This is a genomic window from Enterobacter sp. B79-1, assembly GCF_057444735.1.
The window spans coordinates 695,160-721,558 of sequence record NZ_JBYAZJ010000001.1 but is presented as its reverse complement, the minus strand read 5'-3'; the positions used below and the strand labels follow the sequence as shown (position 1 = coordinate 721,558).

The 26,399-nt window shown below is 55.1% G+C and carries 24 protein-coding genes; 11 read left to right on the top strand and 13 right to left on the bottom strand.

What is annotated here, in order from left to right; translation table 11 throughout:
• Positions 1-106 precede the first annotated feature (106 nt).
• Positions 107-823, bottom strand: coding sequence for a two-component system response regulator RstA (rstA, locus tag AC2T6E_RS03445; protein WP_010430424.1), 717 nt, complete (start codon positions 821-823; stop codon positions 107-109).
• A 128-nt stretch (positions 824-951) separates the two neighbouring features.
• Between rstA and AC2T6E_RS03440 the strand changes: the two genes are divergently transcribed.
• A complete protein-coding gene (locus AC2T6E_RS03440; RefSeq protein ID WP_148399854.1) occupies positions 952-1,287 on the top strand; it encodes a GlpM family protein in 336 nt (111 codons plus the stop codon).
• On the opposite strand, the gene folM is transcribed toward AC2T6E_RS03440, so the two are convergent.
• The 3 genes from folM to ydgH all read right to left on the bottom strand — a co-directional run bounded on the left by folM (position 1,284) and on the right by ydgH (position 4,558).
• Complete coding sequence (gene folM / locus AC2T6E_RS03435) at positions 1,284-2,006, bottom strand: dihydromonapterin reductase (protein WP_214604966.1); 723 nt, start codon at positions 2,004-2,006, stop codon at positions 1,284-1,286. The genes AC2T6E_RS03440 and folM overlap by 4 nt on opposite strands.
• Positions 2,007-2,045: 39 nt before the next feature.
• The gene (locus AC2T6E_RS03430; RefSeq protein WP_148399446.1) at positions 2,046-3,428 is read right to left on the bottom strand and encodes an amino acid permease; all 1,383 of its coding nucleotides are present in this window, start codon (positions 3,426-3,428) and stop codon (positions 2,046-2,048) included.
• Positions 3,429-3,613: 185 nt separating this feature from the next.
• Positions 3,614-4,558 (bottom strand): DUF1471 family protein YdgH, encoded by a 945-nt coding sequence (ydgH, locus tag AC2T6E_RS03425; protein ID WP_010430434.1) that lies wholly within the window; start codon positions 4,556-4,558, stop codon positions 3,614-3,616.
• Between the two features lie 535 nt (positions 4,559-5,093).
• On the opposite strand from ydgH, the gene pntA reads away from it, so the two are divergent.
• Both pntA and pntB read left to right on the top strand, forming a co-directional pair.
• Positions 5,094-6,623, top strand: a complete 1,530-nt coding sequence (gene pntA / locus AC2T6E_RS03420; protein ID WP_174339425.1) for a Re/Si-specific NAD(P)(+) transhydrogenase subunit alpha — start codon at positions 5,094-5,096, stop codon at positions 6,621-6,623.
• Positions 6,624-6,633: 10 nt separating this feature from the next.
• Positions 6,634-8,022: a Re/Si-specific NAD(P)(+) transhydrogenase subunit beta gene (gene pntB, locus AC2T6E_RS03415; protein WP_010430438.1), complete on the top strand. Its 1,389-nt coding sequence runs from the start codon at positions 6,634-6,636 to the stop codon at positions 8,020-8,022.
• A 119-nt stretch (positions 8,023-8,141) separates the two neighbouring features.
• On the opposite strand, the gene uspE is transcribed toward pntB, so the two are convergent.
• From uspE to AC2T6E_RS03385, 6 genes are all read right to left on the bottom strand, one after another.
• The gene (uspE, locus tag AC2T6E_RS03410; RefSeq protein ID WP_010430440.1) at positions 8,142-9,092 is read right to left on the bottom strand and encodes a universal stress protein UspE; all 951 of its coding nucleotides are present in this window, start codon (positions 9,090-9,092) and stop codon (positions 8,142-8,144) included.
• A 430-nt stretch (positions 9,093-9,522) separates the two neighbouring features.
• A complete protein-coding gene (fnr, locus tag AC2T6E_RS03405) occupies positions 9,523-10,275 on the bottom strand; it encodes a fumarate/nitrate reduction transcriptional regulator Fnr (RefSeq protein ID WP_006174991.1) in 753 nt (250 codons plus the stop codon).
• Between the two features lie 183 nt (positions 10,276-10,458).
• Positions 10,459-10,974: a methylated-DNA--[protein]-cysteine S-methyltransferase gene (gene ogt, locus AC2T6E_RS03400; RefSeq protein WP_042714140.1), complete on the bottom strand. Its 516-nt coding sequence runs from the start codon at positions 10,972-10,974 to the stop codon at positions 10,459-10,461.
• Positions 10,975-10,984: 10 nt separating this feature from the next.
• Positions 10,985-12,511 (bottom strand): p-aminobenzoyl-glutamate transporter, encoded by a 1,527-nt coding sequence (gene abgT / locus AC2T6E_RS03395; RefSeq protein ID WP_456157720.1) that lies wholly within the window; start codon positions 12,509-12,511, stop codon positions 10,985-10,987.
• A 36-nt stretch (positions 12,512-12,547) separates the two neighbouring features.
• A complete protein-coding gene (locus tag AC2T6E_RS03390; RefSeq protein ID WP_486690565.1) occupies positions 12,548-13,993 on the bottom strand; it encodes a M20 family metallopeptidase in 1,446 nt (481 codons plus the stop codon).
• On the bottom strand, positions 13,993-15,303 hold the full coding sequence (locus AC2T6E_RS03385; protein WP_486690563.1) for a M20 family metallo-hydrolase: 1,311 nt from the start codon (positions 15,301-15,303) through the stop codon (positions 13,993-13,995). Before AC2T6E_RS03385 ends, AC2T6E_RS03390 begins: the two co-directional genes overlap by 1 nt.
• A 175-nt stretch (positions 15,304-15,478) precedes the next feature.
• Here AC2T6E_RS03385 and AC2T6E_RS03380 point away from each other — a divergent pair, with 175 nt between their 5' ends.
• Both AC2T6E_RS03380 and smrA read left to right on the top strand, forming a co-directional pair.
• Positions 15,479-16,390: a LysR family transcriptional regulator gene (locus AC2T6E_RS03380; RefSeq protein ID WP_325839925.1), complete on the top strand. Its 912-nt coding sequence runs from the start codon at positions 15,479-15,481 to the stop codon at positions 16,388-16,390.
• 355 nt (positions 16,391-16,745) lie between these two features.
• Complete coding sequence (smrA, locus tag AC2T6E_RS03375; protein ID WP_108416890.1) at positions 16,746-17,309, top strand: DNA endonuclease SmrA; 564 nt, start codon at positions 16,746-16,748, stop codon at positions 17,307-17,309.
• Positions 17,310-17,318: 9 nt separating this feature from the next.
• Here smrA and tcp read toward each other — a convergent pair whose 3' ends face one another.
• Positions 17,319-18,977 (bottom strand): methyl-accepting chemotaxis citrate transducer, encoded by a 1,659-nt coding sequence (tcp, locus tag AC2T6E_RS03370; RefSeq protein ID WP_148399441.1) that lies wholly within the window; start codon positions 18,975-18,977, stop codon positions 17,319-17,321.
• A gap of 143 nt (positions 18,978-19,120) precedes the next feature.
• On the opposite strand from tcp, the gene AC2T6E_RS03365 reads away from it, so the two are divergent.
• Complete coding sequence (locus AC2T6E_RS03365) at positions 19,121-19,987, top strand: aldo/keto reductase family oxidoreductase (protein WP_108416892.1); 867 nt, start codon at positions 19,121-19,123, stop codon at positions 19,985-19,987.
• Between the two features lie 37 nt (positions 19,988-20,024).
• On the opposite strand, the gene AC2T6E_RS03360 is transcribed toward AC2T6E_RS03365, so the two are convergent.
• Positions 20,025-20,234: a hypothetical protein gene (locus tag AC2T6E_RS03360; RefSeq protein WP_174339430.1), complete on the bottom strand. Its 210-nt coding sequence runs from the start codon at positions 20,232-20,234 to the stop codon at positions 20,025-20,027.
• A 213-nt stretch (positions 20,235-20,447) separates the two neighbouring features.
• On the opposite strand from AC2T6E_RS03360, the gene AC2T6E_RS03355 reads away from it, so the two are divergent.
• The 3 genes from AC2T6E_RS03355 to umuC all read left to right on the top strand — a co-directional run bounded on the left by AC2T6E_RS03355 (position 20,448) and on the right by umuC (position 23,785).
• Entirely contained in the window at positions 20,448-21,971 is a 1,524-nt protein-coding gene (locus AC2T6E_RS03355; protein ID WP_108416894.1) for an EAL domain-containing protein, read from the top strand.
• A gap of 133 nt (positions 21,972-22,104) precedes the next feature.
• Positions 22,105-22,539: a translesion error-prone DNA polymerase V autoproteolytic subunit gene (umuD, locus tag AC2T6E_RS03350; protein WP_010430481.1), complete on the top strand. Its 435-nt coding sequence runs from the start codon at positions 22,105-22,107 to the stop codon at positions 22,537-22,539.
• On the top strand, positions 22,523-23,785 hold the full coding sequence (gene umuC / locus AC2T6E_RS03345; RefSeq protein ID WP_108416895.1) for a translesion error-prone DNA polymerase V subunit UmuC: 1,263 nt from the start codon (positions 22,523-22,525) through the stop codon (positions 23,783-23,785). Before umuD ends, umuC begins: the two co-directional genes overlap by 17 nt.
• A gap of 7 nt (positions 23,786-23,792) precedes the next feature.
• Here umuC and AC2T6E_RS03340 read toward each other — a convergent pair whose 3' ends face one another.
• Positions 23,793-24,689 (bottom strand): LysR family transcriptional regulator, encoded by an 897-nt coding sequence (locus tag AC2T6E_RS03340; protein WP_108416896.1) that lies wholly within the window; start codon positions 24,687-24,689, stop codon positions 23,793-23,795.
• A 97-nt stretch (positions 24,690-24,786) separates the two neighbouring features.
• Between AC2T6E_RS03340 and AC2T6E_RS03335 the strand changes: the two genes are divergently transcribed.
• Together AC2T6E_RS03335 and AC2T6E_RS03330 are read left to right on the top strand one after the other, a co-directional pair.
• On the top strand, positions 24,787-25,842 hold the full coding sequence (locus AC2T6E_RS03335) for an SDR family oxidoreductase (RefSeq protein WP_486690557.1): 1,056 nt from the start codon (positions 24,787-24,789) through the stop codon (positions 25,840-25,842).
• Positions 25,843-25,917: 75 nt separating this feature from the next.
• Complete coding sequence (locus AC2T6E_RS03330; RefSeq protein ID WP_486690555.1) at positions 25,918-26,364, top strand: hypothetical protein; 447 nt, start codon at positions 25,918-25,920, stop codon at positions 26,362-26,364.
• Positions 26,365-26,399: the final 35 nt, after the last annotated feature.

Sequence of the window (26,399 nt, the reverse complement as noted above, 5' to 3'; positions counted from 1 at the left end):
TTAGCAAGTTAATTGTTGCGCAAACGGATAAATAAAAGCGCGAAGGCGAGGGCATCGCTGTGTAATGCCTTCATTTCGCGCATGTTATGCTAGCCGGATAACGGAATCAGGTTTCCCAGGCGTGCGGGGCGAACAGATACCCCTTATTACGCACGGTTTTAATGCGGTATGGCTCGGTGGCATTATCCTGCAGTTTTTTACGCAGGCGCGAAATCGCGACGTCCACGCTGCGGTCCATTCCATCATAGCTGACGCCACGCAGGTTTTTCAGCAGGGCATCGCGATCCATGATTTGCCCCGCATGCGTTGCCAGCTCCCACAGCAGGTCAAAGTCTGCGGTGGAGAGAGCGATAAGCTCCCCAGAGAGCAGCACCTGGCGGTTAATGGGATCAATAGACAGCGTACCGAAGCGCATCGCTTTGTGCGGCGTAAGAGACGGCGCGGGCGTTTCGCGTTCGCTGCTGGCGCGCTGGCGCAAATGAAGCCTCAGCCGGGCCAGCAGAACGGCTGGCGGCGTGGTTTTGAGAATGTAGTCGTTAGCGCCCATCTCCAGCGACAGAATATGGTTCATGTCGCTGTCCAGAGAGGTCAACAGCACGATAGGCCCCTCCCACCGGGCGCGCAGGTCACGGCAGAGCGTCATGCCATCTTTACCGGGCAGCATGATGTCCAGCAGCACCAGATCCGGATTTTCGCGTAGCACAACCTCTTCAGCGCGATCGCCGCGAGGCTCAACGATGACGTCCATATCGTGTTTACCCAGATAAGCGGCGATCAGTTGTCCCACTTCGGGTTCATCTTCTACATAAACAATCTTATTCATACTGCGTCTGTTATCGCGAAAAAAGCCAACATACACCGCACAACCTTAACCTTCCATTAATCTTTCTAAATTAACGCCAGTTCCGTTATTCTGCCTCATATTGTTTCTTGATTGTTATGGAAAAAATGATGGGGCTGCTGATTAAAGCCGCGCTGGGTGCGCTGGTGGTGTTGTTGATTGGGGTGCTGGCGAAAACGAAGAATTACTACATTGCCGGGTTGATTCCGCTCTTTCCGACCTTTGCGCTCATTGCGCACTACATCGTTGCGTCCGAGCGTGGCATTGAAGCGCTGCGCGCCACCATTGTGTTCGGAATGTGGTCCATCATCCCGTATTTTTTCTATCTATTGTCGCTGTGGTACTTCACCGGTTTTATGCGGCTTCCGCTGGCGCTGGGCGGGGCAGTGGTCTGCTGGAGCCTCAGCGCCTGGGTATTGATCTTCTTCTGGAGCCGCTTTCACTAGCGAAGCGGGCGTCCTCCGTCCACGGAGAAGGTTCTGCCCGTAACGTAGCAGCTGGTGAGCAGATAATCGATAAGGTCGATCACCTCTTTCTCGCCCGGCGCGATTTTCATCAGTGATTTATTCAGCGCCTGCTGGCGATACTCGGCATCATCATGTTCGTTAAACAGAATCATCGCCGGGGCGATGGCGTTCACTTTCACTTCGGGTGCCAGCTTGCGGGCAAACGAACGCGTCATGTTATCCAGCGCAGCTTTGCTGGCCGCATAGGCGATGTGTTTGTCGCTGCCGCGCTCCACCACATAATCGGTGAAATGAATAATGTCACCTGCGGCATGCCCGTGGCCGCGCAGTAGGTCTTGCAATGCATGGTTCAGCAAATAGGGCGCATTGACGTGGATTTGCAGCATGCAGGAGAGCGTTTCGCTCAGCGGCGTTGCAGGCGTTTCGGCCTGCCAGGCGCTGGCGTTATGAATAATGGCGCGCAGCCCGCTGGTGGTAGATTTCACCTTCTCCGCGAAAGCAAGAATCCCTTCATCGGTTGAAAAATCGGCCTGAATGCAAACCGCACCGGCTTTTCGTAATCCTTCAATCGAGGGATATTCACTGCGGTAACTGACGATAACCGGATGGCGAAGGTTGAGAAAGTGATGGGCGATGGCGAGGCCGATACGACGGCCTCCACCGGTGATCAATATTGGGCGTTGCTGTGCATTTCCCATCGTATTCTCCTTTTCAGTTCAACAATGGGAAAGGCGATGCTATCCCATTAACATCCACGTGGCCGGTATGGCAGCAATCAGTAACAACCCGATCGCGGCCATTTCACGGCGCTTGAGGGCGTTCTCCAACTGATGCGTGCGACGTGCATAGATAAACACCAGCAGACCCGGCGCATACAACACCACCGACAGCAGCAGATGCATAGGCCCGGAAGCATACAACAACCACAGACCGTAAATACAGGCGCCGACACCGACAATGTAATGCGCCGGGCGCGTCGCGATTTTTAACAAATACGCACCCACTAAGAAATAGGGTACCAGAATCATTTCAGAGGCGATGGTCAACAGGGTGTTATAGTCCGAACCTGTGAGCCAGATCAGCACCAGACAGACCTGTACGCTGATGTTGGTGAGCCAGAGTGAGGCCGACGGCGCATTGTTTTTATTCTGGCGGGCAAACAGGCGAGGAAACGCCTTGTGCGTGGCGGCCAGGAACGGTACTTCTGCCGCCATGATGGTCCAGCTCAGGTAAGCGCCACACACGGAAACGATAAGCCCCGCAGCAATCACCACATCTCCCCACGGGCCGAGCATTTTCACCATCAGCCCAGCCATCGACGGATTACGCATTTCTGCCAGTTCAGGACGCGCCACCACGCCCAGCGACAGCAGCGTCACCAGCAGATAGACCCCCAGCGCCGCCAGCACGGCCAACAGCGTGGCGCGGCCGACATCGCGCTTATTACGCGCCCGGGCCGAAACCACGACGGCACCCTCAACGCCGATGAACACCCACAGGGTGATCAGCATGGTATTTTTGACCTGCTCCCAGACGGGCACGCCCAGCGCGATACCGGTGAAGTCGAGCTTAAAGACGTCAAGACGAAACGCAATAAATGCCAGCACGACAAACAGGCCAAGCGGGACAAGTTTAGCCAGCGTCGCAACCAGGTTTATGCTGGCCGCCGTCTGGACACCGCGTAATACCAGCCAGTGCACTACCCACAGCAGTACAGATGCCCCGACAATGGATTGCCAGGTATTGCCGTCACCAAACAGACGGAGCTCAGGGGTATCGGTAAAGAAACTGAGCGCCGAGAAGACAATCACCAGGTAGGAGACGTTCGCGATCACCGCACAAAGCCAGTAGCCCCATGCGGAACAGAAGCCAATCAGCTCCCCGAAGCCTTCGCGGGCATAGGTGAAAATGCCGCCATCCAGATCGGGGCGAATGCGGGTGAGCAGCAGCATGGCAAATGCCAGCAGCAGGATCCCGACGCCGGTGATCGCCCAGCCAATAATTAACGCGGCAGGGCTTGCGACTGCCGCCATGTTCTGCGGCAAACTGAATACACCCGCACCCAGCATTGAGCTTAAAACGAGTGCAGTTAATGCACTCAGGCCAAGTTTCTTTTCCATTGGCTTCCTGTTATGAAAGGTCCAAATCCAGAATAATTATTTCGCACGGGCGCATAAAAATGGTGGATCACACTAAGGCGCGGGATTTTACGGAGTGTCAGGAAAGCATGCAATGATGTGTGGCCGAAATTAGAAAAAAAGTAACAAAAAAGGCGGCATTACGCCGCCTCAGATCAACCGTTTTGTTACTTATACAGATCGGCGCTGATGGTCATGTTATTACCACGTTCCTGCCACTGGCGGGTGATGTGGTAGTACTTCGCGCCTTTCTTCGCCGCGCGTTTCGCGACCTGATAAGAGACTTCCGTTCCGTTGCCGTAGTTGCCGGTAAACTTGATGCTGTCGAACGGTACCATCTGCGCGGCAGTGGCGTTGTTCAGCTCTTCAATTTTGGTTCCATCCGGCAGAGTGACGGAATAGCGTCCACCTTTGGTGGTTTGCGTTTCAAAGAAACGGCCCACTTCAGCGCTTGGCGCTGCAGAGGTCGCGACGCCCGGGATCTCAACTTTCTTCGCTTCTTCACCGCCTTTTGCTAACGCCGCACGTCCCGCATCGGAATCAGCAGGGATAGCGTCCGGGCTTTGCAGAACGCGTTTTTTCGCATCTTCTTTATAGATGAACGCGGTAATACGCTGGTTGCCGCCCTGGTTAGCATCCACCTGACGCACGATATAGAAAGAGTAAGCCCCTTTCTGTTTCGCGGCTTTGGTGATGGCATCGTTCACTTCAGGCTGGCTGCGGTAGAAGCCCTGAACGGTAACGGTGTCATACGGCTCAAGCGCAATCGCCTGATCTTTTGGCAGCTCAACGATGCCGTTAATCACGCGGTTTTTCTGTTCATCCGCTTTAGGCGCATTTTCTTTGTACAGCGCAATGGTGACGCGCTGGTTGCCGCTGTTGCCCTGATCGGACTGATCGAGCACATAAAACGAAGCCGCGCCTTTTTTATCAGCGGCTTTTGACGCGGCGGCAACGCCGTCGCCAATGGAGTTGTAGCGACCCACAATGACCGTCTGGTCAAAAGGTTTTAACGCTGCCGCTTGCTCCGGCGTTAACTCTGTCGCGGCATTCGCAGACAGGGCGGTCGCGGAAAGAAGTGCGGACGCCAGGAGTGTGTTCTTAAGCTTCATAAAAATAATCCTTCGCCTTGCGCAAACCATGTACTGGTATTGTTGTTAATTTGAGACGGTCCCGATTATGGCATTTAAATCCCGTCGCTGTCTGCGCCATTTTTCACAGCCTGTGCTCAGCGCATGACCCAATTCGATAACATTTAGTGATATGTTGAAAAAACAGACGTTTGACAAGTAAAACTGATAAAGCTTATGACTTTTACAAGTTAATTTAATGTTAATAAGTTGTTCTGTTATGGCGCTATATCATGTTTTTGCCGCTTCGCTTGCGCGTTTTATCGGTCTCAGCGATGAATTTAAGGTAAATATCTCTGTCAGCGATGCCGATCGCTTATTTTTCACAGATAAAGTAAGAAATAGTGTTTTTGGACGGTAGATCACGGGCGTTATTTTCAGTAGGTTATAGAAAGTTTGTTACTGTTTTATTTTCCGGGGTGGATCATTTTTCGTCGTTATGTGGATGGCGAAATCTGCGACCGACCGCGGGCAATTATCGACAAACCATCATCAAAAACCGATGGAAGGGAAAACTATGCGTATTGGGGTACCAAAAGAACGGTTAGCCAATGAAACCCGTGTAGCGGCAACACCGAAAACGGTGGAGCAACTGCTCAAACTGGGTTTTACCGTCGCGGTTGAAAGCGGCGCGGGCAAACTGGCCAGTTTCGATGACGAGGCCTTTATCCAGGCCGGTGCGGAAGTGGTCGAAGGGGCAGAGATCTGGCAATCACCGATCATTCTGAAGGTCAACGCACCGGAAGAGAACGAGATTGCGCTGCTGAACGCGGGCACGACGCTGGTGAGCTTCGTCTGGCCTGCACAAAATCCAGAGCTGATGGAGAAGCTGGCAGCCCGTGGCGTCACCGTGATGGCGATGGACTCGGTGCCGCGCATTTCGCGCGCCCAGTCACTGGATGCGCTGAGCTCCATGGCGAACATCGCGGGCTACCGCGCTATCGTTGAAGCGGCTCACGAGTTTGGTCGTTTCTTTACCGGTCAAATCACCGCGGCGGGTAAAGTACCGCCAGCGAAAGTGATGGTGATTGGTGCGGGCGTGGCCGGTCTTGCTGCGATTGGAGCAGCAAATAGCCTGGGCGCTATCGTCCGTGCTTTTGATACCCGTCCGGAAGTGAAGGAGCAGGTCCAGAGTATGGGCGCCGAGTTCCTTGAGCTGGACTTCAAGGAAGAAGCGGGCAGCGGTGATGGTTACGCGAAGGTAATGTCCGAAGCCTTTATCAAAGCCGAAATGGAACTCTTCGCCGCGCAGGCGAAAGAGGTCGACATCATCGTCACCACGGCGCTGATTCCGGGCAAACCAGCACCGAAGCTGATCACCCGCGAGATGGTCGATTCCATGCAGCCGGGCAGCGTGATTGTCGATCTGGCCGCGCAGAACGGCGGTAACTGCGAATATACCGTGCCGAATCAGGTGACCACGACCGCGAACGGTGTGAAGGTCATTGGTTATACCGATCTGCCGGGTCGTCTGCCAACCCAGTCTTCACAGCTGTACGGCACTAACCTCGTCAACCTGCTGAAGCTGCTCTGCAAAGAGAAAGATGGCAACATCACCGTTGATTTTGACGACGTGGTTGTCCGTGGCGTCACCGTGGTCCGTGAAGGTGAAATCACCTGGCCTGCACCGCCTATTCAGGTTTCCGCGCAGCCTCAGGCGGCACCAAAAGCCGCGCCAGAGCCAAAAGAACCCGCTAAGCCGGCTTCCCCGTGGCGCAAATACGCGATCATGGCGCTGGTGATTATTCTCTTCGGCTGGCTGGCTGACGTCGCACCAAAAGAGTTCCTTGGTCATTTCACCGTCTTCGCGCTCTCCTGCGTCGTGGGCTACTACGTGGTGTGGAACGTCTCCCATGCGCTGCATACGCCGCTGATGTCGGTGACCAACGCCATCTCCGGGATTATCGTGGTCGGGGCGTTGCTGCAGATTGGTCACGGCGGCTGGATCAGCTTCCTGAGCTTTGTCGCGGTACTGATTGCCAGTATCAATATTTTCGGTGGTTTCACCGTGACTCAGCGCATGCTGAAAATGTTTCGTAAAGGCTAAGGGGTAGCATATGTCTGGAGGATTAGTGACAGCCGCATACATTGTTGCTGCAATCCTGTTTATTTTCAGTCTGGCGGGACTTTCCAAACACGAAACGTCTCAGCAGGGGAATAACTTTGGTATCGCCGGGATGGCAATTGCGCTGATTGCCACCATCTTCGGGCCGGACACCGGCAACGTTGCGTGGATCCTGGTGGCGATGATTATCGGTGGCGCAATTGGTATTCGCCTTGCAAAACGCGTTGAAATGACCGAGATGCCGGAGCTGGTTGCGATTCTGCACAGCTTCGTGGGTCTGGCGGCGGTGCTGGTGGGCTTTAATAGCTATCTGTATCACGAACCGGGCCTGGAACCGATTCTGGTGAACATTCACCTGACGGAAGTGTTCCTCGGTATCTTTATCGGTGCGGTGACCTTCACCGGTTCGATTGTGGCGTTCGGCAAGCTACGCGGGAAAATTTCCTCTAAGCCGCTGATGCTGCCAAACCGTCACAAGTTGAACCTGGCGGCGCTGGTGGTCTCATTTGTGCTGCTGGTGGTCTTCGTGCGTACCGAAAGCGTAGGCCTGCAGGTGCTGGCGTTGCTGGTGATGACCATCATTGCGCTGGCGTTCGGCTGGCACCTGGTGGCGTCCATCGGTGGTGCGGATATGCCAGTGGTTGTCTCGATGCTGAACTCCTACTCCGGTTGGGCGGCAGCGGCGGCAGGCTTTATGCTGAGCAACGACCTGCTGATCGTCACCGGTGCGCTGGTGGGTTCTTCGGGTGCGATCCTGTCTTACATCATGTGTAAGGCGATGAACCGTTCGTTCATCAGCGTGATTGCCGGTGGCTTTGGTTCTGACGGCTCTTCGACCGGTTCCGATGAGGAAGTGGGTGAGCACCGTGAAATCAGCGCGGAAGACACGGCGGATATGCTGAAAAACTCGCATTCCGTGATCATCACCCCGGGCTACGGCATGGCGGTGGCGCAGGCGCAGTATCCGGTTGCGGAAATCACCGAGAAGCTGCGCGCGCGCGGTATCAAGGTTCGCTTTGGTATCCACCCGGTGGCAGGTCGCCTGCCAGGCCACATGAACGTGCTGCTGGCGGAGGCGAAAGTGCCTTACGACATCGTGCTGGAAATGGACGAGATCAACGATGATTTCGCCGACACCGACACCGTGCTGGTCATCGGCGCTAACGACACCGTTAACCCGGCGGCGCAGGACGATCCGCGCAGCCCAATCGCCGGTATGCCGGTTCTGGAAGTGTGGAAAGCACAGAACGTGATTGTGTTTAAACGCTCCATGAATACCGGCTATGCAGGCGTTCAGAACCCGCTGTTCTTCAAAGAGAACACTCACATGCTGTTTGGCGATGCCAAAGCCAGCGTGGATGCGATTCTGAAAGCGCTGTAAGTTGCGTTGAAACGAAAAAACCGCCGAATCCGGCGGTTTTTTTATTGCCGGGTGGCGCTGACGCTTACCCGTCCTACGATTTTGTAGGCCCGGCAAGCCTGCGCCGCCGGGCGTTGGGGTTAATCGTCTTCCGGGTCATCCAACTCAACCGGCGTCTGGAACTCATCCGGCTTAATGACCAGCAGGTCGCAGCGCAGATGGTCGATCACCTGTTCGGCGGTATTGCCCAGGAACGCGGCTGAAATACCGGTGCGCCCGATGGTTCCCAGTACCACAATCCCCGCCTGAAGATGTTCCGCTAAATCCGGGATCACCTCTTCAGGCAGACCTTTTTCAACGTGCGTCATTTTCTCATCAATGCTGAATTTTTGGCGCAGCGCTTTCATCGCCAGCAGGTGCTGTCCGCGGATCGCATCGTTATAGACGCTCGGGTCAAATTCAGGCAGCTCAATGGCAATGTTAATCGGTGTGACCGGATACGCGCCCACCAGATGCACTTCGGTGTGATTGACCTGTTCGGCAAGCTGGATGGTTTCCTTCACCAGCTTCTCGTTCAGCGAATTGTGGTAATCCTCTTCGCTCGCGAGGTTTACTGCCACGACGGCTTTTCCGCCTTCAGGCCACGGCTGGTCTTTTACCATCCAGACCGGACAAGGACATTTACGCAGCAGATGCCAGTCGGTAGGGGTGAAGATCACGGATTCCAGCTTGTCATGCTGGTGCGCCATTTTCAGCAGCAGGTCGTGCCCACCGGCGACAACTTCCTGGATAATGGCTTCGAAAGGTCGGTTATGCCAGACCACTTTGATATCAATAGGAACACCCGCTTCCAGGTAATATTTCGCCTGTTCACGGATCCACGCGGTACGCTGGCCGATCACGCCCTGACGCATCGCGGTGCGCTCGTCAGGGGACAGAAGGGTGGTCATCTCATACGAGAAGTCATAGATCGGCAAAAACGCTTTGATTTTGCCACCAATCCGTTGATGTAAATACACAGCACGTCGTAATGCTGGCTGATCGTCCTGATTCGGATCGATAGCTACCAGCATGTTTTGATACTTGGCCATACAGGTCTCCTTACTACTGTCACCACAGTCTGTAATTAAAAGAGTAACCTATATATCCTGAATGAAACAGAGGGGAGCTTTTGCCAGATCAATAATTCATGAAAATTTATCAGAGGAAAAGCACGGTGGATGTCACCGCGATAAACGCAATCAACAGCAGCACCATCACCGCTATCGCAAAGGTCGTTGAATCCTGCACATAGGTCTTTTCCTCTCCCTTCATAGGGCCGACAAGCATGATCCAGATGAATATGAAGGTGATTGAGGCAATAACGACTGAAACGAAAAATAAACTTTCTCTCAAATCATAACCTCAACGGGAACGTGCCAGGCGCAGACCGGGGAGTGGGAGCGGTTGAAAAGGACAATGTAAAATGCCAGTCCCGTCATCACGAAAATGTACGAAACTGGCATGAATCATTCGGGGATGTTATGCGACGTTGCGGGCGTGCCCGGCGAGAACCGCCAGCGCTTCACCATTTTCGATGGTGATGTACTTACCTTTAACCGCCAGCATGCCGCTTTTCTGGAAACGTCCCAGCAGACGGCTGATGGTCTCAACGGTCAGGCCCAGGTAGTTACCGATATCGCCACGCGTCATCGTCAGTCGGAATTCACGCGGCGAGAAACCACGTTCCGCGAAACGGCGGGAGAGGTTGTAGATAAACGCGGCCAGGCGCTCTTCTGCATTCTTTTTGGAAAGCAGCAGGATCATGTCCTGGTCGCCTTTGATCTCACCGCTCATCAGACGCATCATCTGCTGACGCAGGTTAGGCATCTTACCGGACAGATCGTCCAGCGTTTCAAACGGAATTTCGCAAACCATTGAGGTTTCGAGCGCCTGAGCAAAGCTCGGGTGATGACCCGTGCCGATAGCATCAAAGCCCACCAGGTCGCCCGCCAGATGGAAGCCGGTGATCTGCTCATCACCCTGTTCGGTGATGGTGTAGCTCTTGATGGTGCCAGAACGGATAGCATAGAGCGATTTCAGTTCGTCTCCCGCTTTAAACAGCGTCTGCCCTTTCTGAATAGGCTTTTTACGCTCGATGATATTATCAAGCTGATCGAGTTCATGCTCATTCAGGGTAAACGGGATACAGAGCTGGCTGATGCTGCAATCCTGGCAATGGATAGCACAACCGCCAGACTGAATGCGTCGTATAATTCGCTTTTCCGGGATCATAGGTTTGCTCAAGCCTTAATTGATATTGGTCAATTTTAACATCTTTTTGGTAAGTACGTAAGCCTGGCAAACCCTCAATAAGGACAAGTGGCGACAATGTGTCGCCATCTTCTTGAAATTCCACAAATTGCTTATGGATTTTTACCCTAACCGGAAGAAAATTAAGCACTAAAAGCCTGGTTTCTACAGCAAAAGATACCCTTCATGGCGCAGTAGCCACTCTTTTCGCTGCACGCCACCGGCATAGCCCGTCATGGTGCCGTTGCGGCCAATCACGCGGTGACAGGGCACCACGATGCTGACCGGGTTGGAGCCGTTTGCGGCCCCCACTGCGCGCGCCGCGCCCGCACGGCCTAACTGCTCTGCGAGCTGACCATAATGCATGACCTGCCCGCACGGTATCGACCGCAGGGCCTGCCATACGTCGCGCTGAAAAGGCGTGCCTGCCGTGGCGGTTGGCAGAGTATCAATGATGCTGAGATCGCCCTCGAAGTACGCCGCAAGCTTGTCGCTCAGCCCACCCGGATTGGTGGCGCTGATACGCTCAAAACCCTCAGCGCGATAATGAATGTTCAGCAGTTCTTCCATGCGGTCGCTGTGCTCTTCCCATTCGACGGCGCGCAGATTGAACGCCTCATCGGCGATAACCCACAGCGGCCCCAGCGGCGTCGCAATCTTATCTTCGAGTAATCTCAGCATCCTCATTCCTTTAGTTCAGCCTCGGGTATATTCCCGGTCCAATCGGCAGGCCGACAAGATACCACGCCACCAACATCACCAGCCATACCCCTAAAAAGATAAGCGGATAAGGCAAGACGAGCGAATAGTAGGTACCCAGTTTGGCCTCTGGTTTATAGCGCTGCAGGAAGCCTAAAAACAGCGGAACAAACGGTGAAACCGGCGCCAGTGGAATGACCGAGGAGTCTGCGATACGGAACAGGATCTGCGCAAAAGCCGGGTGGAAGCCCAGCATCATAAACATCGGCACGAAGATCGGTGCCAGAATCGACCAGATGGCGGAGCCGCTGGCGATAAACATGCACAGCAGCGATGAAAGCAGCGCCAGGCCGACAAACGCCGGTACGCCGCTTAACCCGGCTGCCTCCAGCGCGTCGGTCAGGCCCACGGCCATAAACTTGCCCATGTTGCTCCAGTTAAACATCGCCACGAACTGCGCCAGCGGGAATACCATCACAATAAAACCCGCCATCTCCTTCATCGGCTCGATCATCAGCTGCGGCAGATCGCCCTGACGGCGGATTTTGCCGGTGGCGATACCGTAGGCGAGCGAGACGACAAAGAAGAAGAGGATAATCAGCGGCACGATGCCCTGAATAAACGGCGACGGCAGGACGGTATGTTTAACCGGATCGCGCAATATGCCGTTTTCCGGCACCACCATCAGCGCCACCAGCGCGATAAAGGCCAGCGAGACCAGGCCAGCTACGCGCAGGCCGAAGCGCTGCTTTTTGCTCAGAGTATCCAGCTTTTCATCGCTACGTCCTTCCCATTTACCCAGCCGCGGCTCGATGATCTTATCGGTAATCAGCCCGCCAACAATCGTCAGGACAATCACTGAGCTGGCCATAAAGTACCAGTTGTCGATCACGCTGACGTGCATTGCCGCATCTATGGTTTTCGCGGCCTCCGTGCTGATGCCAGAGAGCAGCACGTCGGTGGTGACGATCAGCAGGTTAGCGGTAAATCCGCAGCCCACGCCCGCAATCGCCGACAGCAGACCCGCCACGGGATGACGCCCGACGGCGAGGAAAATCAGCGCCCCCATCGGCGGCATGATCACCAGCGCGGCGTCGGAGGAGATATGACTGAAGAAGGCGATAAACAGAACCATATAGCTCGCGTAGCGCGCGCTGACGTGGGAAGCCATCTTCACCATTAACGCGGGCAGCAAGCCCACGCGTTCCGCCAGCCCGGCGCCCAGCACCAGCGCCAGAATGGCGCCCAGCGGGGCGAAACCGCTGAAGTTCTTAATCACGTTGGGTAAAAACCAGTGCAGCCCGTCAACGCTGAGCAGGTTTTTCACCGCCACCAGGCTGCCGTCAGCCGGACTGCGCACGCTCACGTCAAAGGCGGAGAGTACGGCGGTGGCGACCATCAAAATCACAATCAGATAGATAAAAAGCAGGAAAGGGTGCGGCACTTTATTGCCGATCCTCTCAACCCAGCCATAGAGCTTACCGGATGGGGAATGCGAAGGTATGGATGACATACTCATGGGCGTTCCTCGGGAGTGTTGTTGTGTTGTGTTTTTTTATTTTAAAGGTGACGGTGTCACGCCCTGAGGGATCGGACACACGTACGGTTTTTCTTGTAATTGTTGTTCGAACTCTTCACGGCATTTTTTCAGCAGTGCTGCGTCCTGCAGCAGATTGAGCGCGGTCGCACCCATCACTTTTCCGGCCAGCAGCATGCCTTTGTGGGCAATGGAGGTACGCCCCTGCGCCACCAGTTGCCAGGTGTGCAGCGGCGTGCCGACGGTAAAGCAGGGGCTGAAGCACTGGGCGACCGGCATTTTCCAGCTGACATCGCCCACGTCGGTTGAACCCGCCAGCACGTTGTCGGTGATGGCATAGGGGGCGACTTCATCCACCAGCAGCGTCTCCTGATGACGACGGGCAAAGGCTTTCCCCGCGTCGCCACCCGTTGCGGCAATATTTTTCAGGCTGTTCTGCAGATCGTTGGGCGTTAGCGTGGCGCGGATCTCGCGGGCGAAGGCGCGTTCTTCCTCCGTCCAGAGCGGCGTGCCGTAGTGCTGCAGGGCGCGATACATCGCCGCCTCGAGCGTGCGGTTTGGCAGATAGCTTGAGCAGGCTTTATCAAAGCGACACTCGACGGTAGTTTCGGTCATCATCGCCGCGCCCTGGGCGATTTTCCCGATGCGTTCGTAGATTTGCTGCGCATCGGCCATCTCCGGGGCGCGGATCAGGTACAGCACCTCCGCCTGCGCCTGCACCACGTTGGGTGAAATCCCGCCGGTATCGGTAATGGCATAATGGACGCGCGCTTTTTCAATGATGTGTTCGTTGAGGAAGTTGGTACCGGTGGTCATCAGTGTCACGGCGTCCAGCGCGCTGCGTCCCAGATGGGGTGAGTTGGCCGCGTGCGCCGCCACGCCGTGAAAACGCCAGGCGGCCTGAATATTCGCCAGCGTGCTGACGTTAAACATCCCGGCGAAGGCTTCAGGATGCCAGGTGACGGCGGCATCGACGTCATCAAACAGACCTTCGCGCACCATAAAGGTTTTCCCGGAACCGCCTTCCTCGCCGGGACAGCCATAAAAACGCACCGTTCCGCTGCCGCCGTGCTCCTCCAGCCAGCTTTTCACCGCCACCGCGCCCGCCAGCGCCGCGGTGCCTAAGAGGTTATGCCCGCAGCCGTGGCCATTTGCCCCCGGCGTGGCGGATTGCGCCGTTGCACAGTGCGCCTGCTGGCTTAACCCGGCCAGCGCGTCGTATTCGCCCAGCAGGGCGATAACCGGTTTCCCGCTGCCGAAGCTGGCGATAAACGCGTTGGGGATGCCGCCAGCCTGGCGCGTCAGCGTGAAGCCCTCGGCCTCCAGCTCGCTGGCGAGCCGTTCGGCGGACCAAAACTCTTCAAAGCGGGTTTCAGGGCGATCCCAGATCGCGTCGGCAATATCGGTTAACGTGCGACATCGCGTGTCGATCGCATCGGCAATAAAAGCGTAGTTCTCCTGCATTACACACCTCGTGTCCACGGGAAATTGAGCGCAGTTCGCGCCAGCGTTTCAATGGCGATGGTCATAACCTGCTCATCGAAGTCGAATTTTTCGTTGTGATGTCCGGCACTCAAATCGGTGCCAAACACCATATAGGAGGCCATGCCGCCGTTCTCCTGCACGCGGGCCATCATTAGCGTGGCGTCTTCGGAGCCTGCTGGCGCCTTCACCTTATCGATGGCGTGAACAACCCCTGAAACCTGGCTCGCCTGTTCGCGCAGATAATCCACCCACGCCGGTGTCGGCGCGCTGGAGGTCGCGGCACCCATCAGGCGCATCTCGGCGCGCACGCCGTAGAGCGCCGCTGCGCCGGTAATGACCGCCTGCGCGCGTTCAAAGACATACTGGTTAATGGCTTCGGTTTCGCCGCGCGTTTCAACCTTGATCAGGGCATTGGCGGGCACCACGTTGCGTCCGCTGCCCGCCTGCATCACGCCGACGTTCACCCGGGAGGCCCCTTCGCTGTGCGGGGCGATGCTGTGCAGGGCGAGGGAGGCCTGCGCGGCGGCGAGCAGGGCGTTACGTCCGTCCTCCGGTTTACCGCCCGCGTGTGCGGCCACGCCGGTAAAGTTCACGTCGAACTTGGTGGTAGCCATAAAGTTATCGCTGCCGCAAATCACCGTTCCGGCAGGGACGCCGGTACCAATATGGATGGCGGTGAAATAGTCCACGTCGTCCAGCGCCCCGGCGGCAACCATGGCGCGCGCGCCGCGGGTGCCTTCTTCGGCAGGCTGGAAGATCAGCTTGAGGGTGCCGTTGAGCTGTGCTTCATTCTGCTTAAGCACCTGCGCCAGCCCCAGACCAATGGTGGTGTGGCCGTCGTGCGCGCAGGCGTGCATCATCCCCGCGTTGCAGGAGGCAAACCCGTCGCGGAACGGGCGATGGCTTTCATCCAGCGCTTCGCTTAAATCAAGGGCATCCATGTCGACGCGAAACGCCAGGGTTGGACCAGGACGCCCGGTATTGAGGGTCGCCACAATGCCGGTAAACCCGCCTTCAAACGGTGCCAGCCATTTCTCAGTCGCGCCCTGCGCCCGCGCGCGGGCAAACTCACGCGCCAGAGTCGCGGCATCGGGCAGCCCCATCCGGCTTTCGGCATCGACCACGTCACGACCCATCGCCAGTTCGTAACCCAGCGAGTCCAGGATTTCCGCGACTTTCGCGGCGGTACGAAACTCTACCCAGCCGGATTCCGCGAAATGGTGAAAATCACGACGCCATGCGCTCAGCTGCGGGGATAATGTCTGGATGTACTGCGCCAGTGTGTCCATATCTGTTCCTGTCATCATTAAAATATGTGAACTGCTTCACGCTGTGATAGTTTTTACTTATCACTAACCGATTTTTCACAGTTTTAACCGTTCAGGAATTACCCTCGCACATCCCTTTCCATTAAAGTAGATGACAGTTTCTTTACTCTGATAAACAACGGTTATCGGTCGGGCTATGACATTCCAGATTAAATTTCATCAAATCCGGGCGTTTGTTGAAGTCGCGCGTCAGGGCAGCATTCGCGGTGCCAGCAGGACGCTGAATCTTTCGCAACCGGCGTTGACCAAATCCATCAAAGAGCTGGAGGAGGGCATAGCGGCGCAGCTTTTCGTGCGCAGGAGTAAGGGCGTCGCGTTGACCGAATGCGGTGAGGGCTTTTACCAGCGCGCCAGGTTGATTCTGGAAGAGCTGCGTGCGGCGCAGGATGATATCCGTCAGCGGCAGGGCGAACTGGCCGGGCAGATCAACATCGGAATGGGGGCCAGCGTTTCACGAAGCCTGATGCCCGCCGTCATCACCCGTTTTCATGCGCAACATCCGCAGGTCAAGGTGCGAATTATGGAAGGGCAACTGGTGTCGATGATCAATGAATTACGCCAGGGCGAGCTGGATTTCACCATCAATACCTATTATCAGGGGCCTTACGACCATGAATTTACGTTTGAAAAGCTCTTTGAAAAACCGTTTGCAGTATTTTGTCGGGAAGGGCATCCGGCAACGGGGGCAACCTCTATTAATGAGCTTCTGCATTATAACTGGACAATGCCGACGCCGCGGGGAAGTTATTATAAGCAATTAGAAGAGGTATTTAACCACCGCTCGCAAATACCGCGAATTGGTGTCGTCTGCGAAACCTTTTCTTCCTGCATTAGCCTTGTCGCGCAAAGTGATTTTTTAAGCATATTGCCGCAGGAGCTAGGCTGTGACCCGCTACTGGCGCACCGTCTGGTCATGCTGCCGGTCGTTGAGTCGCTTCCTAAAGCAACCTATTATTTAATTCAGCGCCGTGATTCACGTCAGACGCCCCTTGCCGAATCATTAATTACGCAATTCAGAAGGGAAGCGAGAAAAATAGTCGTTGCGTGAAATGCCTATTATAAAAAAACAGGATCTGTCCGACATCAGACAGACCCTATAGTACACACAGCAGTACATCCTTTTGCCAGTCCTGAGTATTATATCCCTGAGGCAGGTATATTTAGGTATAACATCTTTTCCGAAAAATGAAAGGCAGGCGAGTGATTGATTTTATAAAAATTTAACGCAAATCACTTATTTTAACTTTACTGAAGTTTTAGTTAAGTCTGATTTAAATGTTTTTAATAATGGCTATATATATTCATCAGGATAATATGTATCTCACCCCGCATTCTGCAGGGGTGATTGAGGCGCCTGTCTGGTGCAGGTATAGTACAAGCCCAGATGTAGCCGGAGGATTTCCATGAACCCTGACGACAAATCCCTTTTTCTTGACGCCATGGAAGATGTTCAGCCCCTGAAACGCTGCACGGATATCCACTGGCAGCAAAGCCGTAATTCACGGGCTCGCCAGGACATTGATACCGAACAGCTCGACAACTTTCTGACCCTGGGTTTTCTGGAATTGCTGCCGCTCGAAGAGCCGCTGATGTTCCAGCGCGAAGGGGTTCAGCAGGGCGTTATTGATAAGCTGCGTTCCGGCAAATATTCCCGTCAGGCCAGCTTAACCCTCTTACGTCAGCCCGCCGAACGCTGCCGCCAGATGCTGTATTCTTTTATCCGGCAGGCGAGTCGTGACGGGCTGCGCAATCTGATTATCGTGCACGGCAAAGGGCGTGAGCTGAAGTCACACCCTAATGTGGTGCGCAGCTATCTGGCGCGTTGGTTGACGGAGTTCGAGGAAGTGCAGGCATTTTGTGTCGCGCTGCCGCACCATGGCGGCAGCGGGGCTTGCTATGTTTCGCTGCGAAAATCCGACGAAGCGAAACAGGAAAACTGGGAGCGGCACGCCAAGCGCAGCCGCTAGCGGTACGGCTTAGAACGTTTCCCAGTGATTGTCGCCCGACGCGCTGGCCGTTGCCGGGCGCAACAGCTGCGGCGTTTTCACATTTTTGGCGCGCGGCGCGGCGCTTTCCTGCACGTTCAGGCGAAATGCGGCCACGGCCTGACGCAATTGCTCGGACTGGTCTTCCAGTGCCGCTGCGGCCGTGGCGGATTCCTGCACCAGCGCGGCGTTTTGCTGCGTTACGCTGTCCATCTGCGATACGGCCAGGCTCACCTGCTCAATACCACGGCTCTGCTCGTCAGAGGCTGACGAAATCTCGCCCATAATATCGGTGACGCGGGTGACTGCGGCGACGATCTCTTTCATCGTTGCTCCAGCCTCGCTCACCTGTTCAGAGCCGGTGTTGACCCGGCTGACGGAATTCTCAATCAGTCCTTTGATCTCCTTCGCCGCCTGGGCGCTGCGGCTCGCCAGCGTACGGACTTCACCGGCGACAACCGCAAATCCACGGCCTTGTTCCCCGGCGCGAGCGGCTTCCACCGCCGCGTTAAGTGCCAGAATGTTCGTCTGGAAGGCGATGCTGTCAATCACACCGGTGATGTGCGCGATTTGCTGCGAACTGTCGGCAATTTCGGTCATCGTGCGAACCACGTTATCCACGACGTGACCGCCGCGTGCGGCCGTTTCTGAGGCATTTTTCGCCAGCAGCGTAGCCTGACGCGCGTTATCGGAGTTCTGTTTAACCGTTGCGGTCAGCTCTTCCATACTGGCGGCCGTCTCTTCCAGCGAGGCAGCCTGCTGTTCGGTACGGGCCGAGAGGTCGTTGCTCCCGGCGGCAATTTCACCCGCGCCGGTATAGATCGAATCCGTGCTCCCGCGTACGGCACTGACCGTGTTAACCAGCGACTGCTGCATCTCATGCAGGCCTGCCGCCAGCTGTCCCATCTCATTGCGGCCAGAGATATCGACGTTTTGCGTCAGATCGCCGCCCGCGATGGTGCGGATGTGGTTCATGATGGTTTTGAGCGGTTTCAGCAGCAGGTGTTGTAAACCCTGCCAGATCACGACCAGTACGGCGATCACGGCCAGGAAAATCCCTGCCAGTGTCCACTGCATCTGCGTAAAGCTGCTCTGGTTTTCTTGTGTCGCCGCTTTAAGCAGGGTGTTGTTTTCGGCACGCCAGCGGTTATAGACCGCTTCCATCCCGTCCTGTGCCTGCTGGGCATCCAGATCACCGTAAGCCTGATAGTTGTCGGCGCGCAGATACTCAATCGACAGACGCATCACCTCGTGCATTTGATTCCAGGATTTCTGCATCTCTTCGGTTAACGCCGCGTTTTGGCCCTTAACCTGCGGCATTTTCTGCCACGCTTTGTTATAGGCTTCGGCTTTCGCCAGAGAGTCATTGGCGGTACCTAACAGCTTGTTGATCGCCGCGAGGGACGCAGGATCGCGCTGGTTTTTCAGGTAACGGATCGCCACGCGGGTGACGGTAACGCGCGTTTTTACCAGCGTATTGACGCTGTCGCTCAGGCTCTCCTGCTGGGCATTGAGCACCCCGGAGTTCTGGAAGTTATGGCGATCGTTGCTGACGGCAGAGTAGAACAACCCTCCCGTGACAACTTGCAGCAGACAGAATATGGTGAGGGCAAAGATAATACCGGTAATCACGTGCAGATTTTTCAGCATAGCGGTCGTCCGTTAGAGAGATGCAGAGGTACATCAATACTATCGTCGTATAGAATTTAAACTTTAATTTAACTCGTGCTTAACTTAGGGCTCCGATCGGGAACCTGTTGTAAACCCGGATCATTTTTATGAGGAAGGTCAACATGAGCAGCATTGATAAAAGCGGAACGTACGCGCTCGGCACGCGAACGGTTAAACGACTGGGCTATGGCGCGATGCAGCTTGCCGGGCCGGGCGTGTTTGGCCCACCGAAGGATAAGCAGGCCGCGCTGGAGGTGCTCCGCGAAGCGGTGGCCGCAGGTGTGAATCATATCGATACCAGCGATTTTTACGGTCCGCACGTGACTAACCAGCTGATCCGCGAGGCGCTTCATCCTTATCGGGACGATCTGACCATCGTGACCAAAATCGGCGCCCGCCGCGACGACAAAGGTGCCTGGCTCCCGGCCTTTTCCGCGCAGGAACTGACTCAGGCGGTGCATGATAACCTGCGCAACCTGCAGCTGGACGTACTGGATGTGGTCAATCTGCGGATTATGTTTAGCGCCCACGGTCCTGCGGAAGGATCGATCGCTGAACCGTTGTCCACGCTGGCGGAGCTACAGCAGCAGGGGCTGGTTCGCCATATTGGATTGAGCAACGTCACGGCCTCTCAGGTCGCCGAGGCGCAGAAAATGGTGTCCGTGGTGTGCGTGCAGAACATGTACAACATTGTGAATCGCGGTGATGATTCGCTGGTGGATACGCTTGCGCAGCAGGGGATTGCCTGGGTGCCATTCTTCCCGCTGGGCGGTTTCACGCCGCTGCAATCTTCCGGGCTGCAGACGGTTGCGGATGCGCTGGGAGCAACGGCAATGCAGGTTGCGCTGGCGTGGCTGTTGCAACGTTCTCCGAACATCCTGCTGATCCCCGGAACGTCCTCCGTGGCGCATCTCCGGCAAAACCTTGCCGCCGGGGATCTGGTGTTACCGCCGGACGCGCTGGACACGCTGAATTCACTGGTGGATTAAGCGAAAACAGAATACCGCCTGCCAGATGAAGCCCTGCTTAGTCTGCCGCAGGCGTCATCTGGTTATTCTGTCGGTGAAGCGCTAACGCTTCCGCCACAATCTCTTGCTTACTTTTGCGGGTTTCATAGGCGGTGGTTCTGATGTACTCCATCAGGTCGGGATCGATGCGGGCGCTCAACATCCTGAGATCGGCCTCCTTTGCTAAACCGCGAGCAACGCGTTTGTCGGGATAATCACGGGCTGGCATAGAAAACGTCCTCCAAAAAGTCTTGTTAATTTGTGCTGTAAAATATGCATTAGTCTAAATTTAAAGTCAATCATTAGTGTTTTTATAGTGATTGATTTAGTTGAGCTCTCACGGTAAGTCATAAGTAAGTCATTAATTTAAAGATAACATGGTTATTTTTATTATTGTCGACCATGCTATTTATAATCATAACCCTGTAGGGTAGATACGTTGATGCGTAACGCTTTTGTGCCTGTCGCAGCAGCAGTAGCCATTTTTATTGCGGGTATTTTTATCCTCAATATTCAACTCTGGTATTCAGCACGGGCCGACAGTCAGTCGGGAGCCCGATACGCGGTAAGCGATATTAATGACATTCTTGACGAGGCGCGCGTTGCCGCCCGAACGGCGACGGAAATTATCGTCAAGGGGTGCGATGCAGAAGGCCAGTACCAGCTGGGTACGGAGGCAGCGCTTCAGCCACATCTCAGAACCATCGTCATCATCAGGCAGGGGCAGCCCTGGTGTTCCTCTCTGCCGGGAAATCGCGTGTTATTGCGGCATATTAATACATTACCCGATACTCCCTTATTTCTTGTTCCGGCAAGCGATACGGTAAACGGGCAGCCGGTTTTGCTCTTTCAGACCCGGTTTGCAGAAAACCGTATTATCGTGACGATCAGCGATCGCCATATCCGGGATGCGTTAAGCACGCCGTTAAAGCACGTGAATTATTCATTAGCGGTGGGCGGGAGCGCAATTGACGCCTCTGGCGAACTGCACATCACGTCTCCCGGCGAACGTCAGGCCAGACAGGTTCACTCTGAACAATACGCCTATAGCATCCGATACAACCCTGCGCCTTTTTTCAGCCCGCAAAGGCTGCTTCGTCAGGGGGGCGGCATACTCCTTTTCGTACTGCTGGTTGCCGGTATCGCGGCTTATGTTCTGTATAAGTACCTGAACAAACACACGCTTCCTGAAGAAACACTTCGCAGTGCGATTGCGAAGAGAGAAATCATTCCGTTTTACCAGCCCGTGGTTAACGGCAGGGAGGGCACGCTGCGGGGCGTGGAGGTTCTGGCAAGATGGAAGCACCCCAAAGCGGGTTATATTTCACCCGGCGCATTCATTCCGATTGCTGAAAAATCGGGGCTGATTGTTTCCCTCACGCAAAGCCTGATGGCGCAGGTGGTGACGCAAATGAATGCCATCTCCAGTAAGCTTCCGGAAGGTTTTCATATCGGGATTAACTTCAGCGCTTCCCATATCGCGATGCCTGGCTTCGTGGACGAATGCCTGAAGTATAAAAATAGCTTCGTCAGAAAGGATTTAAACCATGTGATTGAGGTGACAGAGCGAGAGCCGCTGGATATTGATGAACGCCTCGTGCAGACCCTGAACGTGCTCCATGAAAATGGTTTTGCCATTGCCCTGGATGACTTTGGTACCGGCTATTCCGGGCTCTCATATCTACACGATCTGCATATCGATTACATCAAGATTGACCACAGCTTCGTCAGCAGAGTCAATGAACACGAGGACTCCACCCGGATCCTCGATTGCGTATTGGATTTGGCGCGTAAGCTCTCCATCAGCATTGTGGCGGAAGGCGTTGAGACGAAGGCGCAGTTAGACTATCTCAACCGGAATAACATCGTATACCAGCAGGGATACTACTTCTTTAGACCGGTCGCCTTTACCGGGCTTATCCATATTTTGCTGTCTAAACCCAAGGTGAAGGTCATGGTGGAGTGACTTGTACAGGCTATGGCTAAATTAAATCCGCTCAAACTTCAACGCGTTTGGGTTCGCCTCCGGAAATCATCTTGATCCTTGTCCATAATCCGTAATACTGTATTTATATACAGTATCTGGCGAGAAAGGCATTATGGACACTCTCTTTTCTTATCACCCAAAACAAGTCATTGAATTACCGTTATTTTTAGAACGCGTCGCCTGTGGTTTCCCGAGCCCGGCGCAGGATTACGTAGAGGATCGTCTCGATCTTAACCGGCTGGCAGTGAGACACCCCAGTGCGACCTATTTTATCAAGGTGAGCGGAGACTCCATGATTGGGGCGGGAATTAGCGATGGCGATCTGCTGGTGGTGGATCGTTCGTTAAATGCCGAACATGGGGATATCGTCGTGGCGTCGGTCGCCGGTGAGTTTACGGTGAAAGAGCTACAGACCCGCCCGGTTCTGAGGCTATTGCCACATAATGTCCGCTATCAGCCGATCGCCTTTCAGTCCGAAGAGGAGCTGCAGATCTTCGGCGTCGTCACCCACACGCTCAAAACGCATAAACATGTTCGCGCTGGTTGATGTAAATAGCTTCTATGCCTCCTGCGAGCGGGTGTTCCGCCCCGATCTGGAAGGGAAGCCCATCGTGGTGGTGTCCAATAACGACGGCTGCATTATTTCACTGTCGCGGGAGGCAAAGCAGTTCGGCATAAAAATGGGTGAGCCGTATTTTAAATTCAAAGAAAAGCGCTACCCGTCGCGGGTTTACGTCTTTAGCTCAAACTATGCGCTGTATGCCGATCTCAGCAGTCGGGTCATGCAGACGCTGACCGATCTCGCTCCGGCCATTGAGATCTACTCCATTGATGAAGCATTTGTGAACGTTTCGGGTGTCAGCCACTGCCTGTCGCTGGAAACGTTCGGTCACCAGATGCGCACGCAGGTCTTTAAAAATACGGGCTTAACCGTTGGCGTCGGTATTGCTCCGACAAAAACGCTGGCGAAGCTGGCCAACTATGCGGCGAAACGCTGGGCCAGCACGGGCGGCGTGGTCGATCTCTCAGGCCGCGAGCGGCAGCGTAAACTGCTGGAAAAGGTTCCGGTAGAGGAGGTGTGGGGGGTAGGACGGCGCATTACGAAAAAACTGAACGCGATGGGCATTACCACGGCGCTGGAGCTGGCGGAAGCGTCATCCTGGGTCATTCGCAAACATTTTAACGTGGTAATGGAACGTACGGCGCGCGAGCTTCGCGGCGAGCCGTGCCTTGATCTGGAAGAATTCACCCCCACGAAACAGCAAATTATCTGTAGCCGTTCGTTTGGTCACCGTATTACGCAATACGAAGAGATGCACCAGGCGATTTGCGCCTACGCGGAACGCGCAGCGGAAAAACTGCGCGGCGAGCATCAGTACTGCCGCTTTATCAGTGTGTTTGTGCGCACCAGCCCGCATGCTGACAACGAAATTTATTACGGCAATCAGGCTTCGGTCACCCTGATGACGCCCACTAATGACTCGCGCGATATCATCCGCGCCGCCACGGAGGCGCTGGGGCGTATATGGCTCGACGGCTATCGCTATATGAAAGCCGGGGTGATGCTGGCGGACTTTTTCAGCAGCGGCGTCGCCCAGCTTAATTTGTTTGACGATAACCGTTTGCGCGCCAACAGCGCGGCGCTGATGGAGATGATCGACAGCGTAAATCATTCCGGCAAAGGAAAGATATGGTTTGCCGGGCAGGGTATTGAGAAACCGTGGACGATGAAGCGTGAGATGCTGTCACCGGCCTATACGACGCGATACGCCGATTTGCCGGTGGCGAAGTAGAAGGCGACTATTTTGTGGTTTCATGCGTCGCGATCTCAGGCAGTAACTGCTCAATCACGCTGATGACCTTTCTGACGCGCTGCGGAATAAAGCGGGCATCGGGATATACGGCATAGAGGAAGCGATCGGGTAACCGCCAGTCGGGCAGTACCGGTACCAGCGTGCCCGCCTGCAGCGCTCTGACCACGAGCGGTCGCTGCAGGCCGCCGATACCGATGCCGGACTCCAGCGCCTGTAGCAGCACGTCGCTGGTATTGGCACGGAAAACGGTATTCACGTTTATCTCGACCGTTTCCTCGCCAGAAATCAGACGCAGGGGGGCATCCAGCGGAATACCGCTGAACCGTACGTGTGGCAGCGTCGCCAGCTCGCTGACGGCGTTTACCGCCTGAAAGCCGGGAGCGGCAAACAGCGCGGCTTCAATCCGCGCCAGCACGCGAGCCGCGTGCGCCTGCGGAGGCTCACTGCTCAGCCGTATCGCAACATCCACGCCTTCCGTCACCAGATCGGCAAGGCGGTCATCCAGGGAAATCATCAGCTGCAGTTCGGGATGCAGGCGCTGCAGCCCCAGCAGATGCGGCAAAATGATCTGCCCCAGGCCGCTCGGTAACTGGACATGGACGCGTCCCTGAACGCTATGATCGACAGGATGTAAACGCCTCTCCGCTTCCCCCATGGCGTCCAGCACAAGCTGCATATCTCGCCGGTAACGTTCACCCTGTTCGGTCAGCTTCATCGTACGCGTTGTACGGTGCAGCAATACCACACCCAGCGATTCCTCAAGCGCCGCGATCTGTTGACTGACGGCGGACTGCTTAATACCTGTCTGACGGGCGGCTGCAGAAAACGAGCCCGCTTCAGCGACGCGCAGAAAGGTAGAAATGGCATTGAGCTTGTTATTCATTTAATGATTCTGCTTATAAGTGCCATCGGTTTCAGGGGATATCTCCAGAAAAAATAATATATCACACTGCGTCTGTCACCCATTCCGGAGAAACACCATGAATAAGATGCAGCAACACAACGTCGCCCTGGTCGCGGGTGCCAGCGGCATTGTCGGCAGACAGCTGGTCAACACGCTTCTGCACCATCAGTGGGAGGTGATCGGCCTTAGCCGCCATGCCGAGTCTCATCCTGACGGCATCCCCCTGGTGAACGTCGATTTACTGGATGCGCAGGACACTGCACGGGCGCTGCACGCCCTGAACGGTGTCACCCACATTTTTTACAGCGCCTGGGCGAACGCGGCGAACTGGACAGACATGGTTGAGCCGAACGTCACCATGCTGCGTAATCTGGTCAGCACCCTCGAAAAAACGACATCTTTGCAGACGGTAAGCCTGATGCAGGGGTACAAAGTCTATGGTGCGCATCTTGGGCCGTTTAAAACCCCGGCGCGGGAAAGCGATCCCGGCGTAGCGGGTGCCGAATTTAACGCTGCGCAGCTCACCTGGCTCAGCCAGTTTCAGCGGGGAAAACGCTGGCACTGGAATGCCATCAGGCCGGGCGTGGTGGGGAGTGCGGTACCGGGCAATGCCATGAACCTTGCGCTGAGCATCGCCCTGTACGCCTCCCTGTGCAAGGCGCTGGATTTACCGCTGCGTTTTCCCGGTTCGGAACAGACCTGGCACAGCATCGTTGATCATACCGACGCCGGGCTGCTGGCCGAGGCAACGCTGTGGGCTGCCACGTCACCTGCGGCACAGAATCAGGCGTTCAACGTGAACAATGGCGATATCTGGCGCTGGAGCGAGCTGTGGCCGCGCATCGCACGCTGGTTTGAACTGGATTCTGCGCCGCCGGTGAGGTTGTCATTTCATCAGCTGTTTAACGACTATCGCGGCGTATGGCGCGAGCTTGCCGGAGAGCGGCTGGTGGAAGCGGATATTTTGCAGTTGAGCGACGGGCAGTTTGCCGATTTTGTCTTTAGCTGGAATTACGACATGTTTGGTGACGGGAGCAAGCTGCGCAGGGCGGGCTTTACGCAAATGCAGGCCACCGATGAGATGTTTTTCCGTCTGTTCGCGCAGCTGAGAGCCGCGCGGATTATTCCCTGACCGTAAGGGTTGTTGTCATAAACGATCGGCGCGTTATACTCACGCGTTAATAAAAAGGTATCGCGGGGCAGATGAATGCACGAGAGTTTAAAAATGATATCAGTCGCGCTACCCCTCATTGCGGTTTTCATTCTGTTAAGCTTTTTTGTCAGACGTATTCGCCAGGCAAAACGGATCATTTCAGATCGTAACGGGATGAAAAAGATATCTGCCAACCCCTCACTATTTGGCGGGAATGCAGGTAAAACCTGGTTTTATGATGACCAGTTTTTATATGAAGTTAAAAACAACGCCACCCGCAAGATTGCGCTGGCTGATATCATTAAAATCGGGCCGGGGAATACCGAGATAAATAGCAGACGGGCCTGGATTGTTATTTACCGTGACGGTGCTAATGAAAAGCAAGTGCAGTTTTATAACAATCTCACCCTCTGGAATCATAACTTCACGGCTTTTCTGGCTGCGGTGAAAACTGCCAATCCTGACGCTGTCGTTAAAGAACGCGCAATCCTCAATTTGTGAAAAACAACCGCAGACGGTGTACGGACGCCGCTCTT

What these genes read in the sequence shown, in the direction of transcription:
- AC2T6E_RS03385 (WP_486690563.1), bottom strand. Translation starts at nt 15,303, where the DNA reads ATGGACACACTGGCGCAGTACATCCAGACATTATCCCCGCAGCTGAGC.
- umuC (WP_108416895.1), top strand. Translation starts at nt 22,523, where the DNA reads ATGTTCGCGCTGGTTGATGTAAATAGCTTCTATGCCTCCTGCGAGCGG.
- umuD (WP_010430481.1), top strand. Translation starts at nt 22,105, where the DNA reads ATGGACACTCTCTTTTCTTATCACCCAAAACAAGTCATTGAATTACCG.
- pntA (WP_174339425.1), top strand. Translation starts at nt 5,094, where the DNA reads ATGCGTATTGGGGTACCAAAAGAACGGTTAGCCAATGAAACCCGTGTA.
- fnr (WP_006174991.1), bottom strand. Translation starts at nt 10,275, where the DNA reads ATGATCCCGGAAAAGCGAATTATACGACGCATTCAGTCTGGCGGTTGT.
- AC2T6E_RS03340 (WP_108416896.1), bottom strand. Translation starts at nt 24,689, where the DNA reads ATGAATAACAAGCTCAATGCCATTTCTACCTTTCTGCGCGTCGCTGAA.
- AC2T6E_RS03390 (WP_486690565.1), bottom strand. Translation starts at nt 13,993, where the DNA reads ATGCAGGAGAACTACGCTTTTATTGCCGATGCGATCGACACGCGATGT.
- uspE (WP_010430440.1), bottom strand. Translation starts at nt 9,092, where the DNA reads ATGGCCAAGTATCAAAACATGCTGGTAGCTATCGATCCGAATCAGGAC.
- ydgH (WP_010430434.1), bottom strand. Translation starts at nt 4,558, where the DNA reads ATGAAGCTTAAGAACACACTCCTGGCGTCCGCACTTCTTTCCGCGACC.
- AC2T6E_RS03355 (WP_108416894.1), top strand. Translation starts at nt 20,448, where the DNA reads ATGCGTAACGCTTTTGTGCCTGTCGCAGCAGCAGTAGCCATTTTTATT.
- abgT (WP_456157720.1), bottom strand. Translation starts at nt 12,511, where the DNA reads ATGAGTATGTCATCCATACCTTCGCATTCCCCATCCGGTAAGCTCTAT.
- smrA (WP_108416890.1), top strand. Translation starts at nt 16,746, where the DNA reads ATGAACCCTGACGACAAATCCCTTTTTCTTGACGCCATGGAAGATGTT.
- AC2T6E_RS03335 (WP_486690557.1), top strand. Translation starts at nt 24,787, where the DNA reads ATGAATAAGATGCAGCAACACAACGTCGCCCTGGTCGCGGGTGCCAGC.
- tcp (WP_148399441.1), bottom strand. Translation starts at nt 18,977, where the DNA reads ATGCTGAAAAATCTGCACGTGATTACCGGTATTATCTTTGCCCTCACC.
- rstA (WP_010430424.1), bottom strand. Translation starts at nt 823, where the DNA reads ATGAATAAGATTGTTTATGTAGAAGATGAACCCGAAGTGGGACAACTG.
- AC2T6E_RS03440 (WP_148399854.1), top strand. Translation starts at nt 952, where the DNA reads ATGGGGCTGCTGATTAAAGCCGCGCTGGGTGCGCTGGTGGTGTTGTTG.
- AC2T6E_RS03430 (WP_148399446.1), bottom strand. Translation starts at nt 3,428, where the DNA reads ATGGAAAAGAAACTTGGCCTGAGTGCATTAACTGCACTCGTTTTAAGC.
- AC2T6E_RS03330 (WP_486690555.1), top strand. Translation starts at nt 25,918, where the DNA reads ATGCACGAGAGTTTAAAAATGATATCAGTCGCGCTACCCCTCATTGCG.
- AC2T6E_RS03365 (WP_108416892.1), top strand. Translation starts at nt 19,121, where the DNA reads ATGAGCAGCATTGATAAAAGCGGAACGTACGCGCTCGGCACGCGAACG.
- folM (WP_214604966.1), bottom strand. Translation starts at nt 2,006, where the DNA reads ATGGGAAATGCACAGCAACGCCCAATATTGATCACCGGTGGAGGCCGT.
- AC2T6E_RS03360 (WP_174339430.1), bottom strand. Translation starts at nt 20,234, where the DNA reads ATGCCAGCCCGTGATTATCCCGACAAACGCGTTGCTCGCGGTTTAGCA.
- ogt (WP_042714140.1), bottom strand. Translation starts at nt 10,974, where the DNA reads ATGCTGAGATTACTCGAAGATAAGATTGCGACGCCGCTGGGGCCGCTG.
- pntB (WP_010430438.1), top strand. Translation starts at nt 6,634, where the DNA reads ATGTCTGGAGGATTAGTGACAGCCGCATACATTGTTGCTGCAATCCTG.
- AC2T6E_RS03380 (WP_325839925.1), top strand. Translation starts at nt 15,479, where the DNA reads ATGACATTCCAGATTAAATTTCATCAAATCCGGGCGTTTGTTGAAGTC.